We start from the raw sequence: 20922 nt of genomic DNA, 5'->3' as shown, positions 1-20922 counted from the left end.
AGGGAGGTTCTTTAACTTTATAATGTGGGTTAGTCTAGTACAAAGTAAACTCCACACGACGGTTAGCCTGACGGCCTTCTGCTGTTGCATTTGTTGCAATAGGCTGTGTTGGTCCGTAACCAGTCGCTTCGATACGTGAAGGATTAGCTCCTTTAGATACTAAGTAAGCTTTTACTGCCTCGGCTCTTTCTTTCGATAGACGCATATTCAATTGCATTGAACCTGTGTTATCTGTGTGGCCTGCTAGTTTCAAGCTAAAGTTTTTCTCAATCAAGATCGCTGCAACACGATCCAAAGAAGCGTATGATTTCTCACGGATTGTTGATTTGCTCAATTCAAACTCTAAGTTTTTGATGGCTTCGTCAACGACTTTCTTATCTTCTTCGGTGATGATTTTTTCGATAACAGTTGTCTCGTGTTTAATCTCAGGAAGTGGACAGCCTGAGCCATCTACTTTAGTGCCTGAAGGGGTGTTCGGACATTTGTCAAATTTATTTGGAACACCGTCACCATCATCATCTTTCAAGTCACTATCCCATTTGTCTAATCTCGCTGTCAATGCATTGTTTGCTGCTTTTAGTGCATCACGCTCTGCTTTAATGGCGTCGTATTTCGCTGCGTTGTCTGCTAGTAAGGTAGCGACAGGGTTACTGTTTCCTAAGAATGGTTTGGCAGTCGATCCTAAAGCGAATTCAACACCTGCGTGGATGTATGTGAATACATCAGGTTGGAACACGCCATTAACAACACCGTCAAAGTTTTTGTTAACAAAGTTTAATTGGTAGCCTAAGTCAAAGTTTACACCTTTAGCGATCGCGAATTTCAAACCGATGTCAGCAGGAACATACATTTTCGTGATTTTGTCCTGTTTAGTTTGTGTGTTACCATCGATAAGCGTTGCTTCAGAGTTCATTACACCTAAACCTAATGCCGCATAAGGCTTCATTACGCTGTTGAAAAATCTCCAGTTTACGTTGGCTAGCGTGTACTCTCCAGATAAAGCTACGGAGTACGGGATTTTTGTTTCAAAACCTGTTCCTAATACCGCATTTTTTCCACCTACTTTACCACCTAAGTATTGTGCTTTAATACCGAAAGAAGGTGAGATTTGTTTTTTAACATACACGCTGTACCCAGCGTTGTTATCCATGTCCGTATTGCCTCTGCGTGCAAAGTTAAACAAGTTCGTTTGGTTCAGGATACCTCCGTTTACACCAATAGACCACGTACGATATTCTGAACTGCTACCTAGTGGCGTAGTACCCTCTATTGTTGATTTAGTTTGTGCTTGCGCACCAGCTGAAATCAAACCAGCTGCGAGTAAGAAAGTTAAATTTTTAAGGTTTTTCATACTTGTTTATTTTTTTTATGCAAAGTTATAATATAAAACGTTACACGCTGTAATTATTAAAATAAAGATGTAGAAAAAAGTTTACATTTTACAAAATTATCGTTTTAAATAATGAAATTTTCTTCATTCGCAGCGCTTGTTTCACCTTTACGTTAACTTGTTGCGTGTACTTTGGCGAAAAATTTCGGGATAGTAGATTCATAAGCAAGCTTCCTTACGATGTTTTCTTCCACTAATTTACGGAAAATGCTCTTTCTGCTCTTCGTGACGAGAAGGATGTCTATTTGCTCATCGATGATTACATTGTCTATGGCATGCGATAGGTTCTCTGCGGTCCGGTTGTAGAGCACTTGTGATTTTACCGTATAAGAGATGTTTGTAATTCCGGTCTTTGCTATAATCTGTTCGATCCAAGCTTGGAAGCGCTCATCGATAACAGCGATGGTCTCGTCATTCTTGTTTACATGGATAAGTACCAGTTCAAAATTATTGCCCAGTAAGTTGATCGCTTGTTCCAACGCCTCAAATTCTGCAGGTTTGAAATTGCATAATAAACCAATGCGTTCTTTTTTGAATACCGTTATTTCTTTAGGTACTGCGAGCACCGGGGTTTTGGAGTTCAAGATTACATCATATGTGTTGCTTCCAAGGAATACAGATTCGAGACCAGAAGATCCTTTAGTTCCCATAATGACGGCGTCGTAGTTAAACGCAGCTGTCACTTTACTGATTTCTTCGTAGAGGTTTCCGTCCTTAAAGATTTCATGGCAAACGACTGTTGGATATTTGATCTCGATTACTTCGATCAGTTTTTTCATGCTTTTCTTAGCGATTTCCACTTGGGGGTCGACCAATTCGGGGTTAACCTCTCTATTCACAAACATATTTGAGCGCATCGTGAACACATGCGCCAAGTCTAGTTCATGGTGTTCGGGATTACTTTCAATGATCTGACATGCATATTCTACCGCTACCTGAGAGTATTCGGAAAAGTCTACTGGAACTAATATTTTTCTCATGTTGAATTGTGTTATTAAATAGTTTTACTAAAAAAGGCTGGGGTTTGAAGATCCAACGCCATTGCTTTCGATATAGAAGGTGTGAAAAGTCTTTGAAAGAACGATTTCCGACTCTTGGAAACAAGGATAGTTTCTATTTTCGCAACTTCCACCAGTTTCGCGATAACCTCGGGGATGGTGTCCAGATCTCGATCATCTTTTACGGTTGGCGAGATTACATATCCGATTTTTTCGATATGGTTGAACTTACGAATGTTAAAAATCCAAGCGTCTAGTTTCGCTTTGACTTCATCTACATCCTCATGTTCATCATAGATATGGATTAATTCCAGATCTATGGTCTTATTATATAACTGTAAGAACTCTTGTAAGGTTAACAATTCATCAGGTTTGAAGTTTGTTAACAAGCCTACTTTATCACTATTTGTGGTTATGGCTATGTTCGGGATCGCAATCACCGGAATATTTGATTTTCCAATAATTAGGGCCGTATTGCTTCCCCAGAAGATATTTTTGTCTACGGATGCGCCCGTGGTGCCCATAACAATAGCTTCATAATGTCCCTGTTCGGCTTGTTGTGGGATAACTTCCTCTAGCAGCCCCCTTTCATTACTGTAGGATATGGCCAGTGTCGGGTAGGCATTTTGAAGTTTTTCGACCCATTCTTTCATGGTGATATCCGCCTTGAGGGTGTGACTGTCTTCATCGATGTTTTCCGTGTCCGAAAAACCGGAAGACAGCGCCGTGTAGCAGTGTAAGATATGAACCCCGTATTGCTGTTTTACTGCTAGTTGGGCAGCATAATCGGCGGCATGATAAGCATTGTTTGAAAAATCGGTGGGTACTAAAAGTTTCTTCATGTCTTTGAATATGAGTGCTTCTTACGTCGTAAGAGATACCTGTTTATGTGTCTTTATAACGAAGATATTTTTCCACCGAAAATTACGAAAATTTCATGGTATTGGCGCCTTGTTTGGTTAACATTTTGTCAGAATAGCGTCTACTCCTTAATATTGAGCGCAACACATTGTAAGACCAAGCATTTTTGAGTAACTTTGCCCATCAAAAAAATAGCATAGAATTCCATGACCAGTAAAGAAATACGCGAAGCTTTTTTAGCATTTTTCAAGAGTAAGGGGCATCAGATTGTGCCATCGGCGCCTGTTGTTGTTAAGAACGATCCTACTTTGATGTTCACCAATGCCGGGATGAACCAGTTTAAGGAATTGTTTTTAGGCGAAGCACAAGCCAAGTACCCACGCGTAGCCGATACACAGCGCTGTCTGCGTGTATCTGGGAAACACAATGACTTGGAAGAGGTGGGGATCGATACCTATCACCATACCTTGTTCGAGATGTTGGGGAACTGGTCGTTCGGTGATTATTTCAAGAAAGAAGCGATTGCTTGGGCTTGGGAATTGTTGACCGAAGTTTACAAGTTGGATAAAGATCGGTTGTATGTTACCATTTTTGAAGGTGATGCAAGTGAGCGCTTAGATCGTGATATGGAAGCATATGACTTTTGGAAGGCGCTTATTGCAGAGGACCGTATTCTGTTGGGTAATAAAAAGGACAACTTCTGGGAAATGGGGGAGACGGGACCGTGTGGGCCTTGTTCAGAAATTCATTTCGATATGCGTAGCGACGAAGAGCGTGCGCAAGTGAAAGGGCAGGAGCTAGTTAATGCAGACCACCCACAGGTTATTGAGATCTGGAACTTGGTATTTATGCAGTTCAATCGCCTGAAGAATGGTAGTTTAGAATCACTACCTGCTAAGCATGTGGATACGGGGATGGGCTTTGAGCGCCTTGTACGTTGTATTCAAGGGAAAACATCAAACTACGATACGGATGTTTTTCAACCTATCATTCAGTTTATCGCAGAACGTAGCGGTATTGCCTATGGTACTGATGAAAAAACTGATATTGCGATGCGCGTATTATCGGATCACATTCGCGCTGTAAGTTTTGCGATTGCGGATGGCCAATTACCATCTAATAATAAGGCTGGGTACGTTATTCGTCGTATCCTTCGTCGGGCAGTTCGTTATGCGTATACTTTCTTAGATTTTAAATCTCCATTTATCAACGAGTTGGTGCCTTTGTTGGCGGCACAGTTTGAAGGCGTGTTTGATGAATTGATCCAACAAGTGAGTTTTGTACAAAAGGTTGTACTGGAAGAGGAAGTGTCTTTTTTACGTACCTTAACTACCGGTATCCAGCGTTTTGAAAACTATGCTGCAGAACATACAAGTGTAGATGGTGAATTTGCTTTTGAATTGTTTGATACGTATGGATTCCCAATCGATTTAACGGAGCTTTTATCGCGTGAGAAAGGGCTTCAAGTGGATATGGAAGGATTTAATATCGCTTTGCAACAACAGAAGGAACGCTCCCGTGCAGCGACTGCTATTGATACGGGCGACTGGGTTGTGGTGCAGGATGATGACGAGTCGACTTTCGTTGGCTACGATTATTTGGAAGCAACAACGCAGATTTTAAAATATAGAAAAGTATCGGCTAAAGGAAAAGATCAATATCAGTTGGTGCTGTCTGTTACGCCATTTTATGCGGAGGGCGGTGGTCAGGTTGGGGATTCCGGTCTGTTGATCTCTGAAGCAAATGAGAAGGTGCATATTATCGATACAAAAAAAGAAAATGGATTGATTGTACATTTTGTAAATCAATTGCCACCGGTACTTACAGGGGATTTTCAGGCTATCGTTGATAAGACGAAGCGTGTAGATACCGAGAATAACCACTCTGCAACCCACTTGTTGCATGCTGCATTGAAACAGGTTTTAGGTGACCATGTTAACCAAAAAGGTTCTTTGGTATCGCCTAATATCTTACGTTTTGATGTCTCGCATTTTGCGAAAATCAGTTACGAGGAGATTAAACAGATTGAGGATATTGTCAACCAAAAAATCCGTGAGAATATCAGCTTGAAAGAGGAGCGTATGGTTCCGTATCAGCAAGCGATAGATTCAGGTGTTACCGCATTATTTGGTGAGAAGTATGGCGACTATGTTCGGGTGATCACTTTTGAGGATGCCTTCTCGAAGGAATTGTGTGGCGGAACACACGTGCGTTCTACAGGTCAGATTGGATTTTTCAAGATTATCAGCGAGTCGGCTGTTGCAGCGGGGGTACGTCGTATCGAAGCAATTACTGGTACACAAGCGTATGCCGTGATTCGGGAACAGTTTGAGCTGGTTGATAAAATGCGTGAGCTGATGAATAATCCGAAGGATTTTGTTGCTTCGGTAGGCAAATTGATTGAAGATAACAGTGAGCTTCGTAAAGAGATTGAGAACGCAATCAAAGAACGTTCTTTGGCGCTGAAGAGCGACTTGGAAACGAAGTTCGAAGTAATAAACGGTGTTAATTTCTTGGCGATGCAAGTCGATCTGCCAAATGCAGATGCGGTGAAGACACTCGCGTATGCATTGAAAGGTGCGATGGATAATGTGTTTATCGTATTGGGTGCTGATTTTGACGGTAAGCCAAGTTTGACGGTTACCATTTCGGATGATTTGGCGAAAGAAAAGGGATGGAATGCTGGAACTATTGTAAAGGATTTGGCAAAAGATATTCAAGGTGGCGGGGGCGGTCAGCCGTTTTTTGCTACGGCTGGTGGAAAGTTGAGTGCTGGCCTGTCTAAAGCAATTGCGCGGGCAAAGGATTTCTTGAATTAAGATAACGAATGATATGAGAAAGATTTTAGGTTGTTTAAGTGTGCTCGGAGCTATGGCTTTCGTGAGTTGTTCAAATAAGGATGTTATTCATGTTTCTGGGCATATTGAAAACCCGGGAAATGTAAAGGTTGTCGCCTTTTACGAAGGGGATCGTAAGCTCGATTCTGTTTTTCTGGCCGACGGCAATAAATTTAAGTTTGAACGAGAGGCTACACAACCTAGATTACTTTCGCTAGCTGTTGGCAATAATAAGTATCCGATCATCCTGACACCGGGCGAGGAGCTGAAATTTGTTGCGGATATGCATAGCCCGGAGAATTATAGCGTGGAAGGGTCTGCGTTATCATCGGCATTACAAGGTTTTGCGCCATACAAGCGGAGACAGGAGTTTGTGCAAGATTCGCTACAGTCTGCTTTTGCGAAGGCGACGGCAGATAAAAGCTCTGAGGAAATCGAAAGTTTACGTTTTGCTTACTTGACGGAGTTTAAAGCGAAGCTTGCTCAATATACGACGCAAGCCGTTGATTTTGCGAGCAAGCATAAGAATCTAGCGGGCTTCTATGCCATCAGTACGTTGGATCCCGAAGTGGCAGAACGTGAAATCTTAGCCTATGCGGAGGAGATTAAAGATCAGTTTACAGAAAATAGGTATGTATCTCAATTTAAGGAAGAGGCAGCTAAGTTAAAGCGCTTAGCGATAGGGCAACCGGCTCCAGCATTTGATTCCTTTACACCAGATAATAAACCGGTGAAGCTTGCGGATTTCAAAGGTAAATATGTGTTGGTTGACTTTTGGGCTTCTTGGTGTGCTCCGTGTCGACAAGAAAATCCGAACCTTGTAAAACAATACAATACGTATAAGGATAAAGGGTTTACTGTTCTGGGGGTTTCCCTGGATAATAATCCAGGAAGCTGGATGCGTGCTATTAAGGACGATGGTTTGACATGGCCACAGGTCTCTGACTTACAAGCTTGGAGCTCAGCACTTGTGGTAGACTATAAGATAAAAGCGATCCCTACATCTTACTTGTTGGATCCGGATGGGATTATTATTGCTAAAAACCTTCGAGGAAAGGAATTGGAAAGATTTTTAGAACAAACTTTGCGTTAATATTTATGTTTATCTATTGTTAACACTTAACAATATGATAACACTACATTAACTTTGATTTACCATTTAGTACATAATTTAGCAAAAAAACAAGTATGAGTGCCAAACAGAAAATACTAGTGGTAGATGATGAACGTGATATCGTTGATTTGATCTCCTACAATTTAACAAAAGAAGGATATCAGGTCTATCAGGCTCATAATGGCAAAGAAGGTATTGAGATCGCTAAACAGGTAAATCCGGATTTAATCATTTTGGATGTTATGATGCCTGGCATGGATGGTATTGAGGCTTGCCGCTTAATGCGATCAATGCCTGAGTTTAAGCATACCTTTATGGTCTTTTTGACGGCTCGTAGTGAGGAATATTCTGAAATAGCTGGTTTTAATGTAGGGGCGGATGACTATATCGCCAAACCTATTAAGCCCCGCGCATTGATGAGTCGTATTAACGCTATTTTACGTAGAAATGCGAGCGAGACGGTGGTGGAGAGTAGTGATAAGCTGGATATCATGGACTTGGTTATCGATCGGGATTCCTTTTTGGTTTATCGTGGAACGGAGAAGATCGTCCTTGCTAAAAAAGAGTTTGAGTTGCTTTATCTTTTAGCATCTAAGCCAAATAAAGTGTTTACGCGGGAGCAGATCCTTAAAGCGATATGGGAAGATTCTGTCGTTGTTACTAACCGCACGATTGATGTACACATTCGTAAGTTACGTGAAAAAATTGGTGAGAATTATGTGTTTACCGTTAAAGGTGTAGGCTACAAATTTGAGCTGAACTAGTATAGAACAATACAAAGAAATTATTGCATGTATCCCTGATCAATTTGGTCGGGGATTTTTTTGTCCTGTGCGTTTTGACAGAACGAGATACTGATGATCTTTGACATTGGTTTGATGTGATTTTCTTCCTAAAATTCGGTTTTTAGGATAATAAAGGTTAAATTGTAAAGAACATGTTAACTTGTTGTTTGTTAATATTATGCAAATAAATTAGTCTATGGAGCATCAACACGAAATGAAAAATGGCGCCTGTGCAATCTGTGGTCAGACCGAGAAAGTATATATGAATGCCGGAGCAGGTCATTTGATAAAGGATACGAAAACGAAGAAGAAAAAAGCCGAAAGTCACGCTGGGCACGACCATGATCACGACCACAGCCATGAGCTTGAGGGCGGTTTGGTCAAACTGTTTACACCAGCGATCATCAGTTTAGTTTTATTATTGACTGCTTTGGCATTAGACCATTGGGTAAAACCGGACTGGTTTGCGGGATGGGTTCGTTTTATTTGGTATGTACTTGCTTATGTCCCGGTGGGTCTCCCCGTCTTGAAGGATGCCTATACAAGTATCTTGAGAGGCAACTTTTTCTCTGAATTTTTCTTGATGGGGATTGCGACGCTAGGGGCCTTTGCCATTGCAGAGTACCCAGAGGCGGTAGCTGTCATGCTTTTCTATGCTGTAGGAGAGAATTTTCAGACCCTTTCCGTTTCGCGTGCAAAAGCCAATATTAAAGCGCTTTTAGATCAACGTCCGGACGAAGCGACTATCCGTGTAGGGGCAGCGACGAAAGTAATAAAAGCGGAGGAGGTTACCATTGATGATGTCATCCTGCTTAAACCGGGTGAGAAATTAGCATTGGATGGCGTACTCATCAGTAGTTCAGCTTCTTTTAATACGGCTGCGTTGACTGGAGAAAGTAAGCCGGACACGAAGAAGGAAGGAGAGGCTGTATTGGCGGGCATGATCAATCTGAATACGGCGTCTGAGGTGCGTGTGACAGCGGCTTACGAAGATAGTAAACTGAGTAAAATCCTAAAGTTGGTCGAGGATGCGACTGCGCAGAAAGCGCCAACCGAACTTTTTATTTCTAAGTTTGCGAATATATATACACCGATCGTGGTGTTTCTGGCGATTGCGATCGCATTATTACCCGCTCTTTTTGTGCAGGATTATGAATTCCGTGATTGGTTGTACCGAGGTTTGATCTTTCTGGTGATCTCTTGTCCGTGTGCGCTGGTTATTTCTATTCCGCTAGGTTATTTTGGTGGTATTGGGGCGGCCAGTAAGAATGGTGTACTGGTGAAGGGAAGTAATTTCCTCGATGTGCTTGCGAGTGTTAAACATGTGGTCATGGATAAGACGGGTACTATGACCGAGGGTGTATTTGCCGTACAGGAGATCCATTTCAAAAATCATATGGACCAGGCAACGCTGATGCGGTACGTGGACGCGATAGAATCGTACAGTACGCACCCTGTGGCGACTGCAATTCATCAGTATGTAGGTGAAGAGGGCGAGAAAGTGGTTGTCTCTGGCGTGGAAGAAGTTGCGGGACGCGGTTTACGTGGCTTGGTGGCGAACAAGGAGCTCTTGGTCGGGAATTTTAAACTACTGGACAAGTTTGATATTTCTTATGATGTTGACCCTAATTCTATTGTTTACACGACTATTGCGGTGGCGTATGATGGTTTATTTCAAGGTTACTTAACCATTGCTGATAAAATTAAAGAAGACGCTGCACAGACGATTAAACGACTTCATGATTTGGGCGTCCAGACCACCATGTTGAGTGGGGATAAGAGCACGGTGGTAAAATATGTAGCGGATCAGCTGGAGATTGATAATGCTTATGGTGATCTTTTACCCGAGGATAAGGTAGCTTATTTTAAAGATATTAAAGTGGCTGATGGGGCTAAAGTTGCTTTCGTCGGCGATGGCGTAAACGATGCGCCTGTGGTGGCTTTAAGTGATGTGGGGATTGCGATGGGTGGTCTAGGAAGTGACGCCACGATAGAGACGGCCGATGTGGTGATTCAAGATGATAAGCCAAGTCGGATACCTGTAGCCATCAATATTGGTAAACGTACGAAACAGATTGTTTGGCAAAATATTACCATGGCATTCGTTGTAAAGGCGATTGTTTTGGTCTTGGGTGCCGGTGGTCTGGCAACCATGTGGGAGGCGGTTTTTGCGGATGTCGGGGTTGCACTATTAGCAATCTTAAATGCTGTACGTATTCAACGGATGAAATTCTAACGACAGACTTGTCATTAAAATCCCCCGAGGACAATCTGTCCTTGGGGGATTTTTTATATAGGAGATAGGTTACGTTTGTGGTTTCCTACATATACAATCGGTGATATGCCAAGGGGGTCTTTCCGGTATATAGTTTGAAGTCTTTGAGGAAATGGTTGGCATCGTAGTACCCGGTTGAAACAGCTACATTCATCAGGTTGGGCGTACCGGAGCTAGTCAATATGCGGTGGGCTTCTAGGAACCGGTGCATTTGGATGTATTCTTTTGGTAGAAGCCCTATGTTCTTTATAAAGAAGCGCTCGAGCCATTTATAATTTACGCCAGTATTTCTGATGAGGGTCGAGACCGTATCTGTTCCCTGTGCCCGTTGCATATACATTAATGTTGCTCGTAACTCATCCTGGCTTTGTGGCTCCTTTACGACGTGTCTGATATGGTTTTCGATAAAGATGGTTTTTTCTTTTATCGTGTTGCACGTGAAAAAGTCTTGTACCGCGAAACCATTCTTCTGTGCGAGGTGTTCAAAGGGGACGACTGCCTGGTGCCGAAAATATTGTGTATTGATCGTAAACAACTGGTAAAAGGCTTTGGGGTGAAAGCGTACAATAAAGAGTTGGTCGATATGGTTGTATTCGACATATGTGTTTTTAATGGCTCCCCCATTAACCCAGGCTCCTTGAATGTGCGTTGTGCTGTTTGCTGCAATTACAGATGCCGTATCTCGGTATTTTGGGAGAAATACAATCGCTGGGAAACCATCATTGAAAATGAGGTGTCGTTGTTGTACTGCTTCTTTTTTGAACACATAAAAGCCCTCGATGATGGAGGTCAGTTCTGGTGATGGACTGATTCGGTATCCTGTATCGTTAAATTCCGCTTGTTGTATTTTTTGCAGATAGTTAATGGGCATGACACAAAGGTACGACAATTGTCGACGAAAGGGATGTTTACCCGCTGTCTAATATTTACTATGTACCTCTTTTAAATAAGCTTAGCTTTGTTATATAGGAGGATAATGACATGATTATTAAAACAGAAGCGGAGCTGTTGGGCATGCGGCAGGTGAGTGAGGCTGTTGCGCATACATTAAGGCAGATGCGGGACTATACGGAGGTCGGTAGGTCAACGAAAGAAATCGATGATTATGGGAAGCAGTTGTTGCTGGCGTATGGTGCAAAGTCCGCACCGTTCGAAACGTATGGCTTTCCAGGCTTTACTTGTATCAGCGTTAATGGTGAGTTTGCGCATGGGATTCCTTCGGATCAGGTGAAGCTTAAGAATGGAGATATTATCAATATCGATGTATCAGCAGAGTTGAATGGCTTCTGGGCGGATAACGGGTGTTCGTTTATTGTGGGTGATGATACGCAAGGCCTACAACATTTGGTGGATACTTCCAGAAGTATATTGTTAGACGCTATTGGACAGATTCGAGGCGGGATGCTTATATGTGATCTCGGAGGGCGGATTGAAAAGGGAGCTAAGCAGGCGGGTTACACCGTTATCCGTGATTTAGGTGGGCATGGTGTAGGGCGTAGCTTGCATGAGGAGCCCGACGCTATTATGAACTATTACGACCGTGATGATCGGAAACGCCGCTTTCGCAAAGATTCCGTGGTGGCGATCGAGACGTTTATTTCTACGGTATCGACTTTGACGAAAACGTCAGCGGACGGATGGGGGTTCAGTGGTAATAAGGGCGGTTTTGTGGCGCAGCACGAGCATACCTTGTTGGTTACTGCCGGAGAGCCTATAATCTTGACCGTCGCGAATGGGATTTAGCAGTTTTGATTATTTGTCAGGGTTAGATATCGCTAACGATTTTAAGATGTGGTATTCTAGTGAAATGCTTTTTGTTGAGTGTTGCAATGGGGATTTTGTAGACAACGCAGGTTGCTGCAATAAAAATATCTCTAAATTCAATCATTTCATTACTGCGCCTTAGTTTGTGATAAATCTCAGCAGCTTTTAAAGCGATTTCTTTTGAGAATGAGAGTACAGGGAGATCCTCAGTCAAAAGTTTAAGATCATTTTGTTTCTCTTTAGTTGTGGCTCCCATGTAAAGCTCGTACAGAGAAACAGAAGAAATAAAAAGTTGCTGTGTATTTGAAATACGGTATAATGTAGAAGCTGTTTTATTGGAGATTCGAAGATGTTCTATGAATAGGCTCGTGTCAATTACCATTTTGGTATCTTTATACCAGTAATTGTTCCACTCACTTTTTTTAGAATCTCCAAATCTTGCTTAGACCAAGTGCTGATTTTCTTGAGTTTTTGTTTATACTTATTGCTGTTGAATTCATCTTCTTTAGAATAGGATATACCTTGATCATTTAAGAATTTTTTTATGAGTGTGCTTTTCTTCTTTGGTATGTTTAGTATTAACTTATCCATAATCATGAAGTTACGAATTATTTTCGTATATGCTGCTTACTGCCGGAGAGCCTATAATCTTGACCGTCGCGAATGGGGTTTAAGGAGATGGAATTTTAATTAAAAAGTGCTTCTCACAGCAGAAAAAGAGGCCTGCTGAAAAATAAATACGCTAAAAACCAGCAACTTTGTAAAAACATTACAAATATGTTTTGGAAAAACTGAAACAAGCCCTATATTTGCATCGTTATCAAAAGAAACAGCTTGCCCAGCTGGCGGAATTGGTAGACGCGTTGGTCTCAAACACCAATATCTTCGGATGTGCCGGTTCGACTCCGGCGCTGGGTACTAAAAGCCTCTTTACGAAAGTAAGAGGCTTTTTTTATTGTCCTTGCCTCAACAAGAGGACAACGTGCACATAGACTTATTATGGGATCCTTCGTAGTCCCTTTTGAATAAGAATATAATGATCTTTTAAGGGAAATTTGCTCCTGTTCCTCCATATTTCTTGGTCTGCTATCTGCCCCTGTAACAACGAAAGGAAAAAAAATAAATCGATTTTTCCGAGCTATGCTTTATTTTTGCATCGATGAATAAAATTATCCTGCACAAAGGAAAAGACAAAGCCGCCTGGCAACTGCACCCATGGGTGTTTTCGGGTGCAATCAAGCATATTCAAGGTTCGCCTACCAACGGTGAAGTTGTAGAAGTATTTAATATCGATAATGAATTTATTGCATATGGCGTTTACAGTGGACTGTCTCGCGTCGCGGTACGTTTGTTGGAATGGCATCCCGATAAGCATATTGATGAGAGTTGGTGGCGCGATCGCGTTCGTCGGGCTGTGGCACAGCGGAAACACCTATTGAATGAATCAAACGATACGTGTCGGCTTATCTTTGCTGAAGCCGATTTTATCCCCGGACTTATAGCTGATAAGTATGCCGATTTTATCTCTATCCAGGTACATGCTGCTGCTGTAGAGCGTGTCAAGGAATGGATTGTAGACGAATTGGCAACGCTCTTGAAACCACGTGGAATCTATGAACGCAGTGATCTGAAATCGCGTGAGCATGAAGGTCTGCAGGATACAAATGGTGTTGCCTACGGCGAAGTACCACCTGAGTTTGTGGATGTTATTGAGAACGGTATCCAATATCAGATCAATATTGTGGAAGGACAGAAGTCTGGCTTTTATTGCGATCAACGTGAGAATAGAGCCTTGACGGCACAGTATGTGAAAGGAAAGCGAGTATTGGACTGTTTTAGCTATTCCGGAGGTTTTACATTAAATGCTTTACGGGCAGGTGCTGCTTCTGTCGTTGCTGTGGATAGCTCGGCATTAGCGATTGAAACATTAAAAAGGAATGTTGAAGTTAATAGCTTTGATACCAACACATATAAGGCTGTTCAATCGGATGTAAATAAATATTTACGTCAGCTGGGAGAAGAAGGGGAGAAATTTGATGTTATCGTATTAGACCCGCCAAAATATGCGCCATCCCGATCCGCGCTTGATAAAGCTTCAAGAGCATATAAAGACTTAAATAGAAGAGGATTGATGCTCTTAGAGAGCGGTGGTCTGTTGGCTACATTCTCTTGCTCGGGCGCGATGGATATCGAAACCTTTAAACAAGTTATTGCTTGGGCAGCCTTGGATGCTGGCAAAGAAATTCAATATATACGTCAGTTCACGCAACCGGAAGACCATCCTGTTCGTGCTTCCTTTCCAGAAGGGGAGTACTTGAAAGGTTTGTTGGTCCGCGTAGTGTAGCGATTGCCTATTAAAAGGAACTGCCCCGTCAAGTGAGAAGTGACGGGGCAGTTTTTGTTTATCTATCTAGTCAAGATTGCCCCCCCTTCGTCCCTCAGGTTCGCAATGACGTCGAAATAAGGATTAATTAACTTCTTAACCCCTATTTAACAAGGTCGAGCCAAGCTTGAGCCATTAGGTTGGCGCCTGCCATGGTTGTATGCACGCCGTCCGTGGTCCAGATATCTCCAGCACCTCGTTTTCCGGCTTGATCGAATACCTGCTGATACGGTAGAAATACCGCATTAAATTCTTTTGCAACCTCTTTCGCCGCTTGTTGATAACCCAAGAAATCAGGATACCAATCGTCTGTTACATATTTTACATTTTTGACACCAAACGGTTCCGCTATAATCAGCCGTACATGAGGGAGCTTCGATAGCGTACCCTCTAAAAGCTGTTGGTATTGTCCCTTATATAATGCTGGTGTGTTTATTGCACCTTTGTCTTTTGTGCGCCAGAAGTCATTTACACCAATCATAATACTTAAGACGGTGGGTTGTAAGTCAATCGTGTCGCGTTGCCAACGTTCTTGTAAGTCTGGTACACGATTGCCGCTAATACCTCGGTTATAGACTTTGATGTTCTTATCAGCAAATTTATTGAGCAGCGTTCCTGCAGCAATCATGGCGTAGCCACTTCCAAAGCCATTTGCCGTATTTGGATTTAATTGTTCACGGTTACGGCCTGCATCGGTAATAGAGTCCCCCTGAAATAGAATAATATCATCTTTCTGGATACTGATCTTAGGTGCCAGTGCATTCGTGTCGGATGCCCGTACCAAGCCAGGGGCCAATGCGGCACCACCGAGGGTGAGGAGTCCTTTGGTTATAAAATTTCTTCTAGTTTCCATGGTTTAAGTAGGTTTATGAAGAAATAAAAGTAACCTTTTTAACAGAACTTTTCAATCGCTTCATTGATTATTTTACAAGCGTCTTGAATTTCGGCGATCGATATCGTTAGAGGCGGTGCGACGCGGAGTGCTGTTTCACAATGTAAGTACCAGTCGATCATCAGCCCTTGTTCGGCGCAGTATGAACTTACGGCATATACTTGATCAAATGTTTCCAACTGTAGGCACATCATCAAGCCGAGACCACGAATTTCCTTAATCTTTGGGGTCTGCAGCAGAGATCGGAAAAGATCAGCTTTCTCTTGTACCGTTTCTAGGAGCTTCTCTTCTTGAATTACCTGTAAGGAAGCTTGTGCTGCAGCGCAGCTGACAGGATGTCCTCCAAATGTTGTGATATGGCCCAGCATTGGATTATCCTTAATGACATCCATAATCTCCTTGCGTGCGACAAAGGCACCCAATGGCATACCACCACCAATACCTTTAGCTAACATCAGGATATCGGGTACGATTCCAAAATGCTCGAATGCAAACATCTTTCCTGTGCGCCCGAAGCCCGTTTGGATTTCGTCAAATATTAAGAGCGTGCCCGTTTCATCACAACGCGCGCGTAACGCTTGCATATAAGACGCGCTAGGAACGCGGACACCAGCCTCACCTTGTATCGCTTCGACGATTACGGCTGCTGTATCGGTGGTAATTGAAGCTAATGCAGCTTCATCATTGAAGTCGATGAAATCTATTTCCGGCAGGAGCGGGGCATACGCTTCGTGATAAGCCTTGTTGCCAATAAGGCTTAAGGCACCTTGCGTACTGCCGTGGTAGGCATGGTTTGCGGCGATAATCTGTCGGCGTCCCGTGAACTTTTTAGCAATCTTCATGGATCCTTCCACCGCCTCTGCGCCACTGTTCGTTAAATAAACCGATTGAAAGTTATCTGGTAGGGTTGCCAAAAGGTTGGTAGCAAACTGAACCTGTGGTGCTTGAACAAATTCACCATACACAGTTACATGTAGATAGCGTTCTAGTTGTTCCTGAATCGCGGCTATTACTTTAGGATGGCGATGGCCAATGTTGCTTACATTAAAACCAGATACCAAGTCCATATATTTCTCGCCTTTCGGGCCATATAGGTAAACGCCCTCGGCTTTAACAATTTCAAACAATCGCGGTGAATTGGATGTTTGTGCTGTATTCTGTAAGAATAATTCTCTATTGCTTATCATGATCGTACTGGAAAGGTACAAAGTTACGTATAGAAAAATAAAAAGGGGTTGAAAACAACCCCTGTAATTACTTTTGTATTCTCTTGATGAGAATTTCAGTGAAATTTTGTTCTATCTCGAAGAATTGCGAAGCTCGGGACTGACCGATTACATCGGCGAAGCGTTTTCGATATTGTTTCTTGAGGTCTACTTCTTGCGAATCATATGAAATAACGTCTCTTCGTCCTGCAGCTAATGAGTTCACTCCCCTCGGGGCAGCGGCTCCCTCTCTTCTTGCCGATTTAATTTCCCACATCTCTTTATTATACTGATTGTAGATCGGAAAGAATTTTTGCGCCTCTGCTTGGCTTAGGTTCATTTCTTTCGTGATGTAAGCTATTTTCTCGTTTTCAATAGCGGCAAATCTCTTTGAATTCGGTGACTGTGCATGCACCGCTTGTAAAGAAAGGAAACCTGCACAAATTATTGTCAATAAATACTTAATACTCCACATTACAACATGTATTTTAAATAGTCTTCTATATCATCCTTATCTACATTTTTGCCAATTTCTTCTTCATCTTTTGGTTGATAGATAGATTTCATAACATACATAAGGTCATTACTGTCCATTGAATATGCGAGATAGTTCAATATCTCCGCATCGGATACTTGCTGTAAAGGCGCTTGTGCAGCTACTGTCTGCGGATCTTCCGTAACAATGGCTTGGTACGAGGTTACACCGAGTACCGTTGCGACACAGGCTGCCGCAGCATATTGAACCCATTTCTGAAAATTCAAACGACGCACAGGTGTTGTTACCTGTGGTGCACTGGTTTTGGCCTTTATTTCTTTTGTTAAGTTTTCAAGATAACCGTTCGGCATCGAAAACCCTGTTTCTTGGACACGATCCCGTAAAGCAGCTTCTCGTACCTGGCCATGGATGTTGTTTTCAAGCTCGTCAAAATACCCTGTAGGAACGGTAAAGGACTCCGCAGGAAGTAAGTTGTCGAATTTGACTTGTACACGTATGCTGGCAGAAAGGGTGTCGAAATAATCTTCAGGGACACTAAAGCCATCCGATGTGTGAGACCCAATTTGTTTGTCAAGCTTTACTGTGGACAGGATTTGTTGCTCTAGGTTTTGAAAGTAGTTTTCGGGAACCGTGAAAGAAGAAGCTGCCCCATCGCGCAGTTTCTCTAGTTGTACTTGACTATTGATCTTTTGGGATAAATCAGCGAAGTATTCTAGAGGAACAGCGAAAGGATTCACACGCATTACATCAGGAAGATTTAGATCTTCCATGTCATCATGATATGTGTTGTTCTCTTTCATAGTATCTTATATAGATGCCCGAAACCCGTAAAGGTTTAATCGTGTGTAACAAAAAAGTTCTCTATTTTTTTGACAGCAAGATGATAAGATGCTTTCAAAGCTCCGACACTGGTCCCTAGAATATCTGAAATCTCTTCGTACTTCAGATCTTCAAAATATTTCATATTGAAGACCAATCGTTGTTTTTCAGGTAAGGTTAGTAGTGCTTGTTGCAGTTTCATTTGCGCTGCATCGCCGTTAAAATAGCTGCCTTCCGTTAGGGTGTCAGCAAGATAAGCAGAACTGTCGTCATCCAACGACACGTTCTGCTTTTGTTTTTTCTTGTTCAGAAAGGTGATACACTCGTTGGTCGCAATACGATATAACCACGTGTATAGTTGTGAATCTTCCCGGAATTTCCCGAGGTTTCTCCACACCTTGATAAACACATCCTGAACGACATCGTCGGCGTCGTCATGGTCAATAACCATGCGACGGACGTGCCAGTATATTTTTTGTTGATATTTTTTTAGTAAATAGCCGAATGCCTCTTCGCGTGTTTGCTCATCAGCAAATTTTGATATGATTAAGGCGTCTTCCATTTGCGCAAAAAAAATTATTTTCTAGTGATTACTTTGCGAGCAGCAGCTACGATAGATGTTGCATTTAAGCCGTATTTCTCCATCAATTGTGCTGGTGTACCTGACTCACCGAAGCTGTCATTAACCGCAACAAACTCTTGTGGAGCTGGAAGTTTAGTCGCTAACAATTGTGCTACGCTATCACCCAATCCGCCTAAACGGTTATGCTCTTCTGCCGTTACTACACATCCCGTTTTTGTCACTGATTTTAAAACAGCTTCTTCGTCCAAAGGTTTGATGGTATGGATATTTATTACTTCGGCATTGATACCTAGTTTTTCCAGCTCTTCACCCGCTTGGATCGCTTCCCATACTAAATGACCTGTTGCAATGATGGTTACATCTGTACCTTCATTTAACATGACTGCTTTACCGATTTCAAACTTCTGATCGGCAGGCGTGAAGTTAGGAACAACCGGACGGCCAAAGCGTAGGTACGCTGGACCTTCGTGGTTTGCCAAAGCAATAGTTGCTGCTTTGGTTTGGTTGAAATCACAAGGGTTGATTACCGTCATGCCTGGAAGCATTTTCATCAAACCGATATCTTCTAAGATTTGGTGTGTCGCACCGTCTTCACCTAACGTTAAGCCAGCATGCGAAGCACAGATCTTTACGTTCTTATCTGAATAAGCGATAGACTGACGGATCTGATCGTAAACACGACCTGTTGAGAAGTTCGCAAATGTTCCAGTGAAAGGAATTTTACCACCAATGGTAAGACCAGCAGCAATACCCATCATGTTGGCTTCAGCAATACCAATTTGGAAAAAACGCTCCGGAAAAGCATTGATAAAGTCGTTCATCTTTAACGAACCAATTAAGTCCGCACATAAAGCGACAACATTTTCGTTTTGTTTTCCGGCTTCCAATAAACCCGCACCGAAACCTGAGCGTGTATCTTTTGACTCCGTATATGTATACTTTTTCATTTTCTTAATCTAAAATCTATTTTAATAATCGCCCAACGTTCTTGGTAACTGGTTCAATGCTGTCTCTAATTGTTCATCATTTGGTGCAACACCGTGCCATTTATGTGAACCCATCATGAAGTCTACACCATTACCCATCTCCGTATGTAGTAAGATGATAATAGGTTTGCCTTTACCGGTTAGGGATTTCGCTGTGTCAATTCCTTCCACGACAGAAGCCATGTCATTTCCTTTCAGGACATCCAATACTTCCCAGCCAAAAGCTTCCCATTTAGCGCGTAAGTCGCCCAATGATAAAACTTGGTCGGTGGAACCATCGATCTGCGCTCTGTTGTAGTCTACAGCGGCAATAATATTATCCATTTTATTATGAGGTGCATACATTGCTGCTTCCCATACCTGTCCTTCTTGCAACTCGCCATCGCCCATTAAAACATAAACCAAGCTGTTGTCGTTGTTTAGTTTTTTTGCTTGAGCAGCACCAAGCGCTACCGAAAGGCCTTGGCCTAAAGAACCTGAAGCGACACGGATTCCCGGAAGGTGTTCGTGTGTTGTCGGGTGACCTTGAAGACGAGAGTTGATCTTTCTGAATGTCGCAAGCTCGCTCACCGGAAAGTAACCCGCTCTAGCTAAAGTACTGTAGAAAACAGGTGAAATGTGACCATTAGAAAGGAAGAATAAATCTTCGCCGATACCATCCATGTTGAAAGAAGGATCGTGCTTCATCGCATGAAAATACAAGGCTACGAAATAATCCGTACAACCTAATGAACCACCAGGGTGACCAGATTGGCAAGCGTGTACCATACGTACGATATCACGTCTTACTTGTGATGCAATCTGTTCAAGTTTGTTTATATCTGCACTCATTTTAAATATAATGTTTCTATTATTTTGGAGGTAAAGTTAATGATTTTTAACAGAGTAGGGGGGATAAAATTGAATAAAAAAGAGCCGCAACATTTTCGTTGCGGCTCTCTGATATTTTGTATGTTTTTGGGTTTCCTTACATGGCTTCAGCAACAACCTCTTCTACCTCAGGTACCATACGTTTTAGCAAGCCTTCAATGCCTGCTTTAAGGGTGATGGTAGAAGACGGGCATCCACTGCATGAACCGCGTAGCTCTACCGTTACAATACCGTTTTCAAAAGATTTGTATGCAATAGCACCGCCATCTTGCTCTACTGCTGGACGTACGTAATCATGTAATACCTGTTGTATTTTGATTTCTGTTTCCGTTCCTTCGAATGCAACATCCTCGTCGTGCTCTACTGGTTTAACCGCTAATTCAGATTCTACGGCACCTTTAACGAAATCTTTTAAGAGCGGTTCAATGTCGGACCAATCCGTTTCATCGGTCTTGGTAACCGTAACGAAGTTGCTCGCAAAGAAGACCCCATTCACAAAATTGAACTTGAAAAGCTCTCTTGCGAATTCAGATTCTTGTGCTTTTTCCTTGGTTGGGTAATCCAAACTGCCGTTTATCAACAATTTGTTAACAAGGAACTTCATGGTTGAAGGGTTCGGTGTTGTTTCTGTATATACGTTAATAGTTGCCATATTTTGCTGTAA

The 20922-nt window shown here is 42.4% G+C and carries 20 protein-coding genes and 1 tRNA gene; 7 read left to right on the top strand and 14 right to left on the bottom strand.

What is annotated here, in order from left to right; genetic code table 11:
* Positions 1-34 precede the first annotated feature (34 nt).
* The 3 genes from B9Y69_RS05875 to B9Y69_RS05865 all read right to left on the bottom strand — a co-directional run bounded on the left by B9Y69_RS05875 (position 35) and on the right by B9Y69_RS05865 (position 3230).
* Positions 35-1351: an OmpA family protein gene (locus B9Y69_RS05875; RefSeq protein WP_085472101.1), complete on the bottom strand. Its 1317-nt coding sequence runs from the start codon at positions 1349-1351 to the stop codon at positions 35-37.
* A 152-nt stretch (positions 1352-1503) separates the two neighbouring features.
* Positions 1504-2370, bottom strand: a complete 867-nt coding sequence (locus B9Y69_RS05870) for a universal stress protein (RefSeq protein ID WP_085472100.1) — start codon at positions 2368-2370, stop codon at positions 1504-1506.
* Positions 2371-2384: 14 nt separating this feature from the next.
* The gene (locus B9Y69_RS05865; RefSeq protein WP_085472099.1) at positions 2385-3230 is read right to left on the bottom strand and encodes a universal stress protein; all 846 of its coding nucleotides are present in this window, start codon (positions 3228-3230) and stop codon (positions 2385-2387) included.
* Positions 3231-3455: 225 nt separating this feature from the next.
* On the opposite strand from B9Y69_RS05865, the gene alaS reads away from it, so the two are divergent.
* The 4 genes from alaS (at position 3456) to B9Y69_RS05845 (ending at position 10221) form a co-directional block, all read left to right on the top strand.
* The gene (gene alaS / locus B9Y69_RS05860) at positions 3456-6068 is read left to right on the top strand and encodes an alanine--tRNA ligase (RefSeq protein WP_085472098.1); all 2613 of its coding nucleotides are present in this window, start codon (positions 3456-3458) and stop codon (positions 6066-6068) included.
* A 13-nt stretch (positions 6069-6081) separates the two neighbouring features.
* Positions 6082-7179 carry a TlpA disulfide reductase family protein gene (locus B9Y69_RS05855; protein ID WP_085472097.1) on the top strand — a complete coding sequence of 366 codons (1098 nt, stop codon included), beginning with the start codon at positions 6082-6084 and terminating at the stop codon, positions 7177-7179.
* Between the two features lie 95 nt (positions 7180-7274).
* Entirely contained in the window at positions 7275-7964 is a 690-nt protein-coding gene (locus B9Y69_RS05850; protein WP_085472096.1) for a response regulator transcription factor, read from the top strand.
* A gap of 217 nt (positions 7965-8181) precedes the next feature.
* The gene (locus B9Y69_RS05845) at positions 8182-10221 is read left to right on the top strand and encodes a heavy metal translocating P-type ATPase (RefSeq protein WP_085472095.1); all 2040 of its coding nucleotides are present in this window, start codon (positions 8182-8184) and stop codon (positions 10219-10221) included.
* Between the two features lie 85 nt (positions 10222-10306).
* Here the strand turns inward: B9Y69_RS05845 and B9Y69_RS05840 are convergent, their stop codons facing one another.
* Complete coding sequence (locus B9Y69_RS05840) at positions 10307-11131, bottom strand: AraC family transcriptional regulator (protein WP_085472094.1); 825 nt, start codon at positions 11129-11131, stop codon at positions 10307-10309.
* Between the two features lie 110 nt (positions 11132-11241).
* Here B9Y69_RS05840 and map point away from each other — a divergent pair, with 110 nt between their 5' ends.
* Positions 11242-12003, top strand: coding sequence for a type I methionyl aminopeptidase (gene map, locus B9Y69_RS05835; RefSeq protein ID WP_085472093.1), 762 nt, complete (start codon positions 11242-11244; stop codon positions 12001-12003).
* A gap of 22 nt (positions 12004-12025) precedes the next feature.
* On the opposite strand, the gene B9Y69_RS05830 is transcribed toward map, so the two are convergent.
* Positions 12026-12406 (bottom strand): type II toxin-antitoxin system VapC family toxin, encoded by a 381-nt coding sequence (locus B9Y69_RS05830; RefSeq protein ID WP_085472092.1) that lies wholly within the window; start codon positions 12404-12406, stop codon positions 12026-12028.
* A complete protein-coding gene (locus B9Y69_RS05825) occupies positions 12400-12615 on the bottom strand; it encodes a hypothetical protein (RefSeq protein ID WP_134430804.1) in 216 nt (71 codons plus the stop codon). Before B9Y69_RS05825 ends, B9Y69_RS05830 begins: the two co-directional genes overlap by 7 nt.
* A gap of 245 nt (positions 12616-12860) precedes the next feature.
* Between B9Y69_RS05825 and B9Y69_RS05820 the strand changes: the two genes are divergently transcribed.
* Together B9Y69_RS05820 and B9Y69_RS05815 are read left to right on the top strand one after the other, a co-directional pair.
* Positions 12861-12942: transfer RNA gene (locus tag B9Y69_RS05820), tRNA-Leu, on the top strand.
* Positions 12943-13183: 241 nt separating this feature from the next.
* On the top strand, positions 13184-14368 hold the full coding sequence (locus B9Y69_RS05815; RefSeq protein ID WP_085472090.1) for a class I SAM-dependent rRNA methyltransferase: 1185 nt from the start codon (positions 13184-13186) through the stop codon (positions 14366-14368).
* 142 nt (positions 14369-14510) lie between these two features.
* Here the strand turns inward: B9Y69_RS05815 and B9Y69_RS05810 are convergent, their stop codons facing one another.
* From B9Y69_RS05810 to B9Y69_RS05775, 8 genes are all read right to left on the bottom strand, one after another.
* Positions 14511-15260, bottom strand: a complete 750-nt coding sequence (locus B9Y69_RS05810; RefSeq protein WP_085472089.1) for an SGNH/GDSL hydrolase family protein — start codon at positions 15258-15260, stop codon at positions 14511-14513.
* Positions 15261-15298: 38 nt separating this feature from the next.
* Positions 15299-16486, bottom strand: coding sequence for an aspartate aminotransferase family protein (locus tag B9Y69_RS05805; protein WP_085472088.1), 1188 nt, complete (start codon positions 16484-16486; stop codon positions 15299-15301).
* Positions 16487-16553: 67 nt separating this feature from the next.
* Positions 16554-16979 carry a hypothetical protein gene (locus B9Y69_RS05800; protein ID WP_085472087.1) on the bottom strand — a complete coding sequence of 142 codons (426 nt, stop codon included), beginning with the start codon at positions 16977-16979 and terminating at the stop codon, positions 16554-16556.
* Positions 16979-17800: a hypothetical protein gene (locus B9Y69_RS05795; RefSeq protein ID WP_085472086.1), complete on the bottom strand. Its 822-nt coding sequence runs from the start codon at positions 17798-17800 to the stop codon at positions 16979-16981. The genes B9Y69_RS05800 and B9Y69_RS05795 overlap by 1 nt, the downstream gene beginning before the upstream one ends.
* Before the next feature lie 35 nt (positions 17801-17835).
* Positions 17836-18381, bottom strand: a complete 546-nt coding sequence (locus tag B9Y69_RS05790; protein WP_085472085.1) for an RNA polymerase sigma factor — start codon at positions 18379-18381, stop codon at positions 17836-17838.
* 14 nt (positions 18382-18395) lie between these two features.
* The gene (locus B9Y69_RS05785) at positions 18396-19349 is read right to left on the bottom strand and encodes a transketolase family protein (protein ID WP_085472084.1); all 954 of its coding nucleotides are present in this window, start codon (positions 19347-19349) and stop codon (positions 18396-18398) included.
* A 21-nt stretch (positions 19350-19370) separates the two neighbouring features.
* Entirely contained in the window at positions 19371-20219 is an 849-nt protein-coding gene (locus B9Y69_RS05780) for a transketolase (protein ID WP_085472083.1), read from the bottom strand.
* Positions 20220-20355: 136 nt separating this feature from the next.
* Positions 20356-20910 (bottom strand): NifU family protein, encoded by a 555-nt coding sequence (locus B9Y69_RS05775; RefSeq protein ID WP_085472082.1) that lies wholly within the window; start codon positions 20908-20910, stop codon positions 20356-20358.
* Positions 20911-20922 lie beyond the last annotated feature (12 nt).

The sequence above is a fragment of the Sphingobacterium psychroaquaticum genome (assembly GCF_900177625.1).
In the GTDB taxonomy this organism is placed as follows: Bacteria; Bacteroidota; Bacteroidia; order Sphingobacteriales; family Sphingobacteriaceae; genus Sphingobacterium; species Sphingobacterium psychroaquaticum.
This window is presented reverse-complemented; position numbering and strand designations above follow the sequence as displayed.

What these genes read in the sequence shown, in the direction of transcription:
- B9Y69_RS05875 (WP_085472101.1), bottom strand. Translation starts at nt 1,351, where the DNA reads ATGAAAAACCTTAAAAATTTAACTTTCTTACTCGCAGCTGGTTTGATT.
- B9Y69_RS05870 (WP_085472100.1), bottom strand. Translation starts at nt 2,370, where the DNA reads ATGAGAAAAATATTAGTTCCAGTAGACTTTTCCGAATACTCTCAGGTA.
- B9Y69_RS05865 (WP_085472099.1), bottom strand. Translation starts at nt 3,230, where the DNA reads ATGAAGAAACTTTTAGTACCCACCGATTTTTCAAACAATGCTTATCAT.
- alaS (WP_085472098.1), top strand. Translation starts at nt 3,456, where the DNA reads ATGACCAGTAAAGAAATACGCGAAGCTTTTTTAGCATTTTTCAAGAGT.
- B9Y69_RS05855 (WP_085472097.1), top strand. Translation starts at nt 6,082, where the DNA reads ATGAGAAAGATTTTAGGTTGTTTAAGTGTGCTCGGAGCTATGGCTTTC.
- B9Y69_RS05850 (WP_085472096.1), top strand. Translation starts at nt 7,275, where the DNA reads ATGAGTGCCAAACAGAAAATACTAGTGGTAGATGATGAACGTGATATC.
- B9Y69_RS05845 (WP_085472095.1), top strand. Translation starts at nt 8,182, where the DNA reads ATGGAGCATCAACACGAAATGAAAAATGGCGCCTGTGCAATCTGTGGT.
- B9Y69_RS05840 (WP_085472094.1), bottom strand. Translation starts at nt 11,131, where the DNA reads ATGCCCATTAACTATCTGCAAAAAATACAACAAGCGGAATTTAACGAT.
- map (WP_085472093.1), top strand. Translation starts at nt 11,242, where the DNA reads ATGATTATTAAAACAGAAGCGGAGCTGTTGGGCATGCGGCAGGTGAGT.
- B9Y69_RS05830 (WP_085472092.1), bottom strand. Translation starts at nt 12,406, where the DNA reads ATGGTAATTGACACGAGCCTATTCATAGAACATCTTCGAATCTCCAAT.
- B9Y69_RS05825 (WP_134430804.1), bottom strand. Translation starts at nt 12,615, where the DNA reads ATGGATAAGTTAATACTAAACATACCAAAGAAGAAAAGCACACTCATA.
- B9Y69_RS05815 (WP_085472090.1), top strand. Translation starts at nt 13,184, where the DNA reads ATGAATAAAATTATCCTGCACAAAGGAAAAGACAAAGCCGCCTGGCAA.
- B9Y69_RS05810 (WP_085472089.1), bottom strand. Translation starts at nt 15,260, where the DNA reads ATGGAAACTAGAAGAAATTTTATAACCAAAGGACTCCTCACCCTCGGT.
- B9Y69_RS05805 (WP_085472088.1), bottom strand. Translation starts at nt 16,486, where the DNA reads ATGATAAGCAATAGAGAATTATTCTTACAGAATACAGCACAAACATCC.
- B9Y69_RS05800 (WP_085472087.1), bottom strand. Translation starts at nt 16,979, where the DNA reads ATGTGGAGTATTAAGTATTTATTGACAATAATTTGTGCAGGTTTCCTT.
- B9Y69_RS05795 (WP_085472086.1), bottom strand. Translation starts at nt 17,800, where the DNA reads ATGAAAGAGAACAACACATATCATGATGACATGGAAGATCTAAATCTT.
- B9Y69_RS05790 (WP_085472085.1), bottom strand. Translation starts at nt 18,381, where the DNA reads ATGGAAGACGCCTTAATCATATCAAAATTTGCTGATGAGCAAACACGC.
- B9Y69_RS05785 (WP_085472084.1), bottom strand. Translation starts at nt 19,349, where the DNA reads ATGAAAAAGTATACATATACGGAGTCAAAAGATACACGCTCAGGTTTC.
- B9Y69_RS05780 (WP_085472083.1), bottom strand. Translation starts at nt 20,219, where the DNA reads ATGAGTGCAGATATAAACAAACTTGAACAGATTGCATCACAAGTAAGA.
- B9Y69_RS05775 (WP_085472082.1), bottom strand. Translation starts at nt 20,910, where the DNA reads ATGGCAACTATTAACGTATATACAGAAACAACACCGAACCCTTCAACC.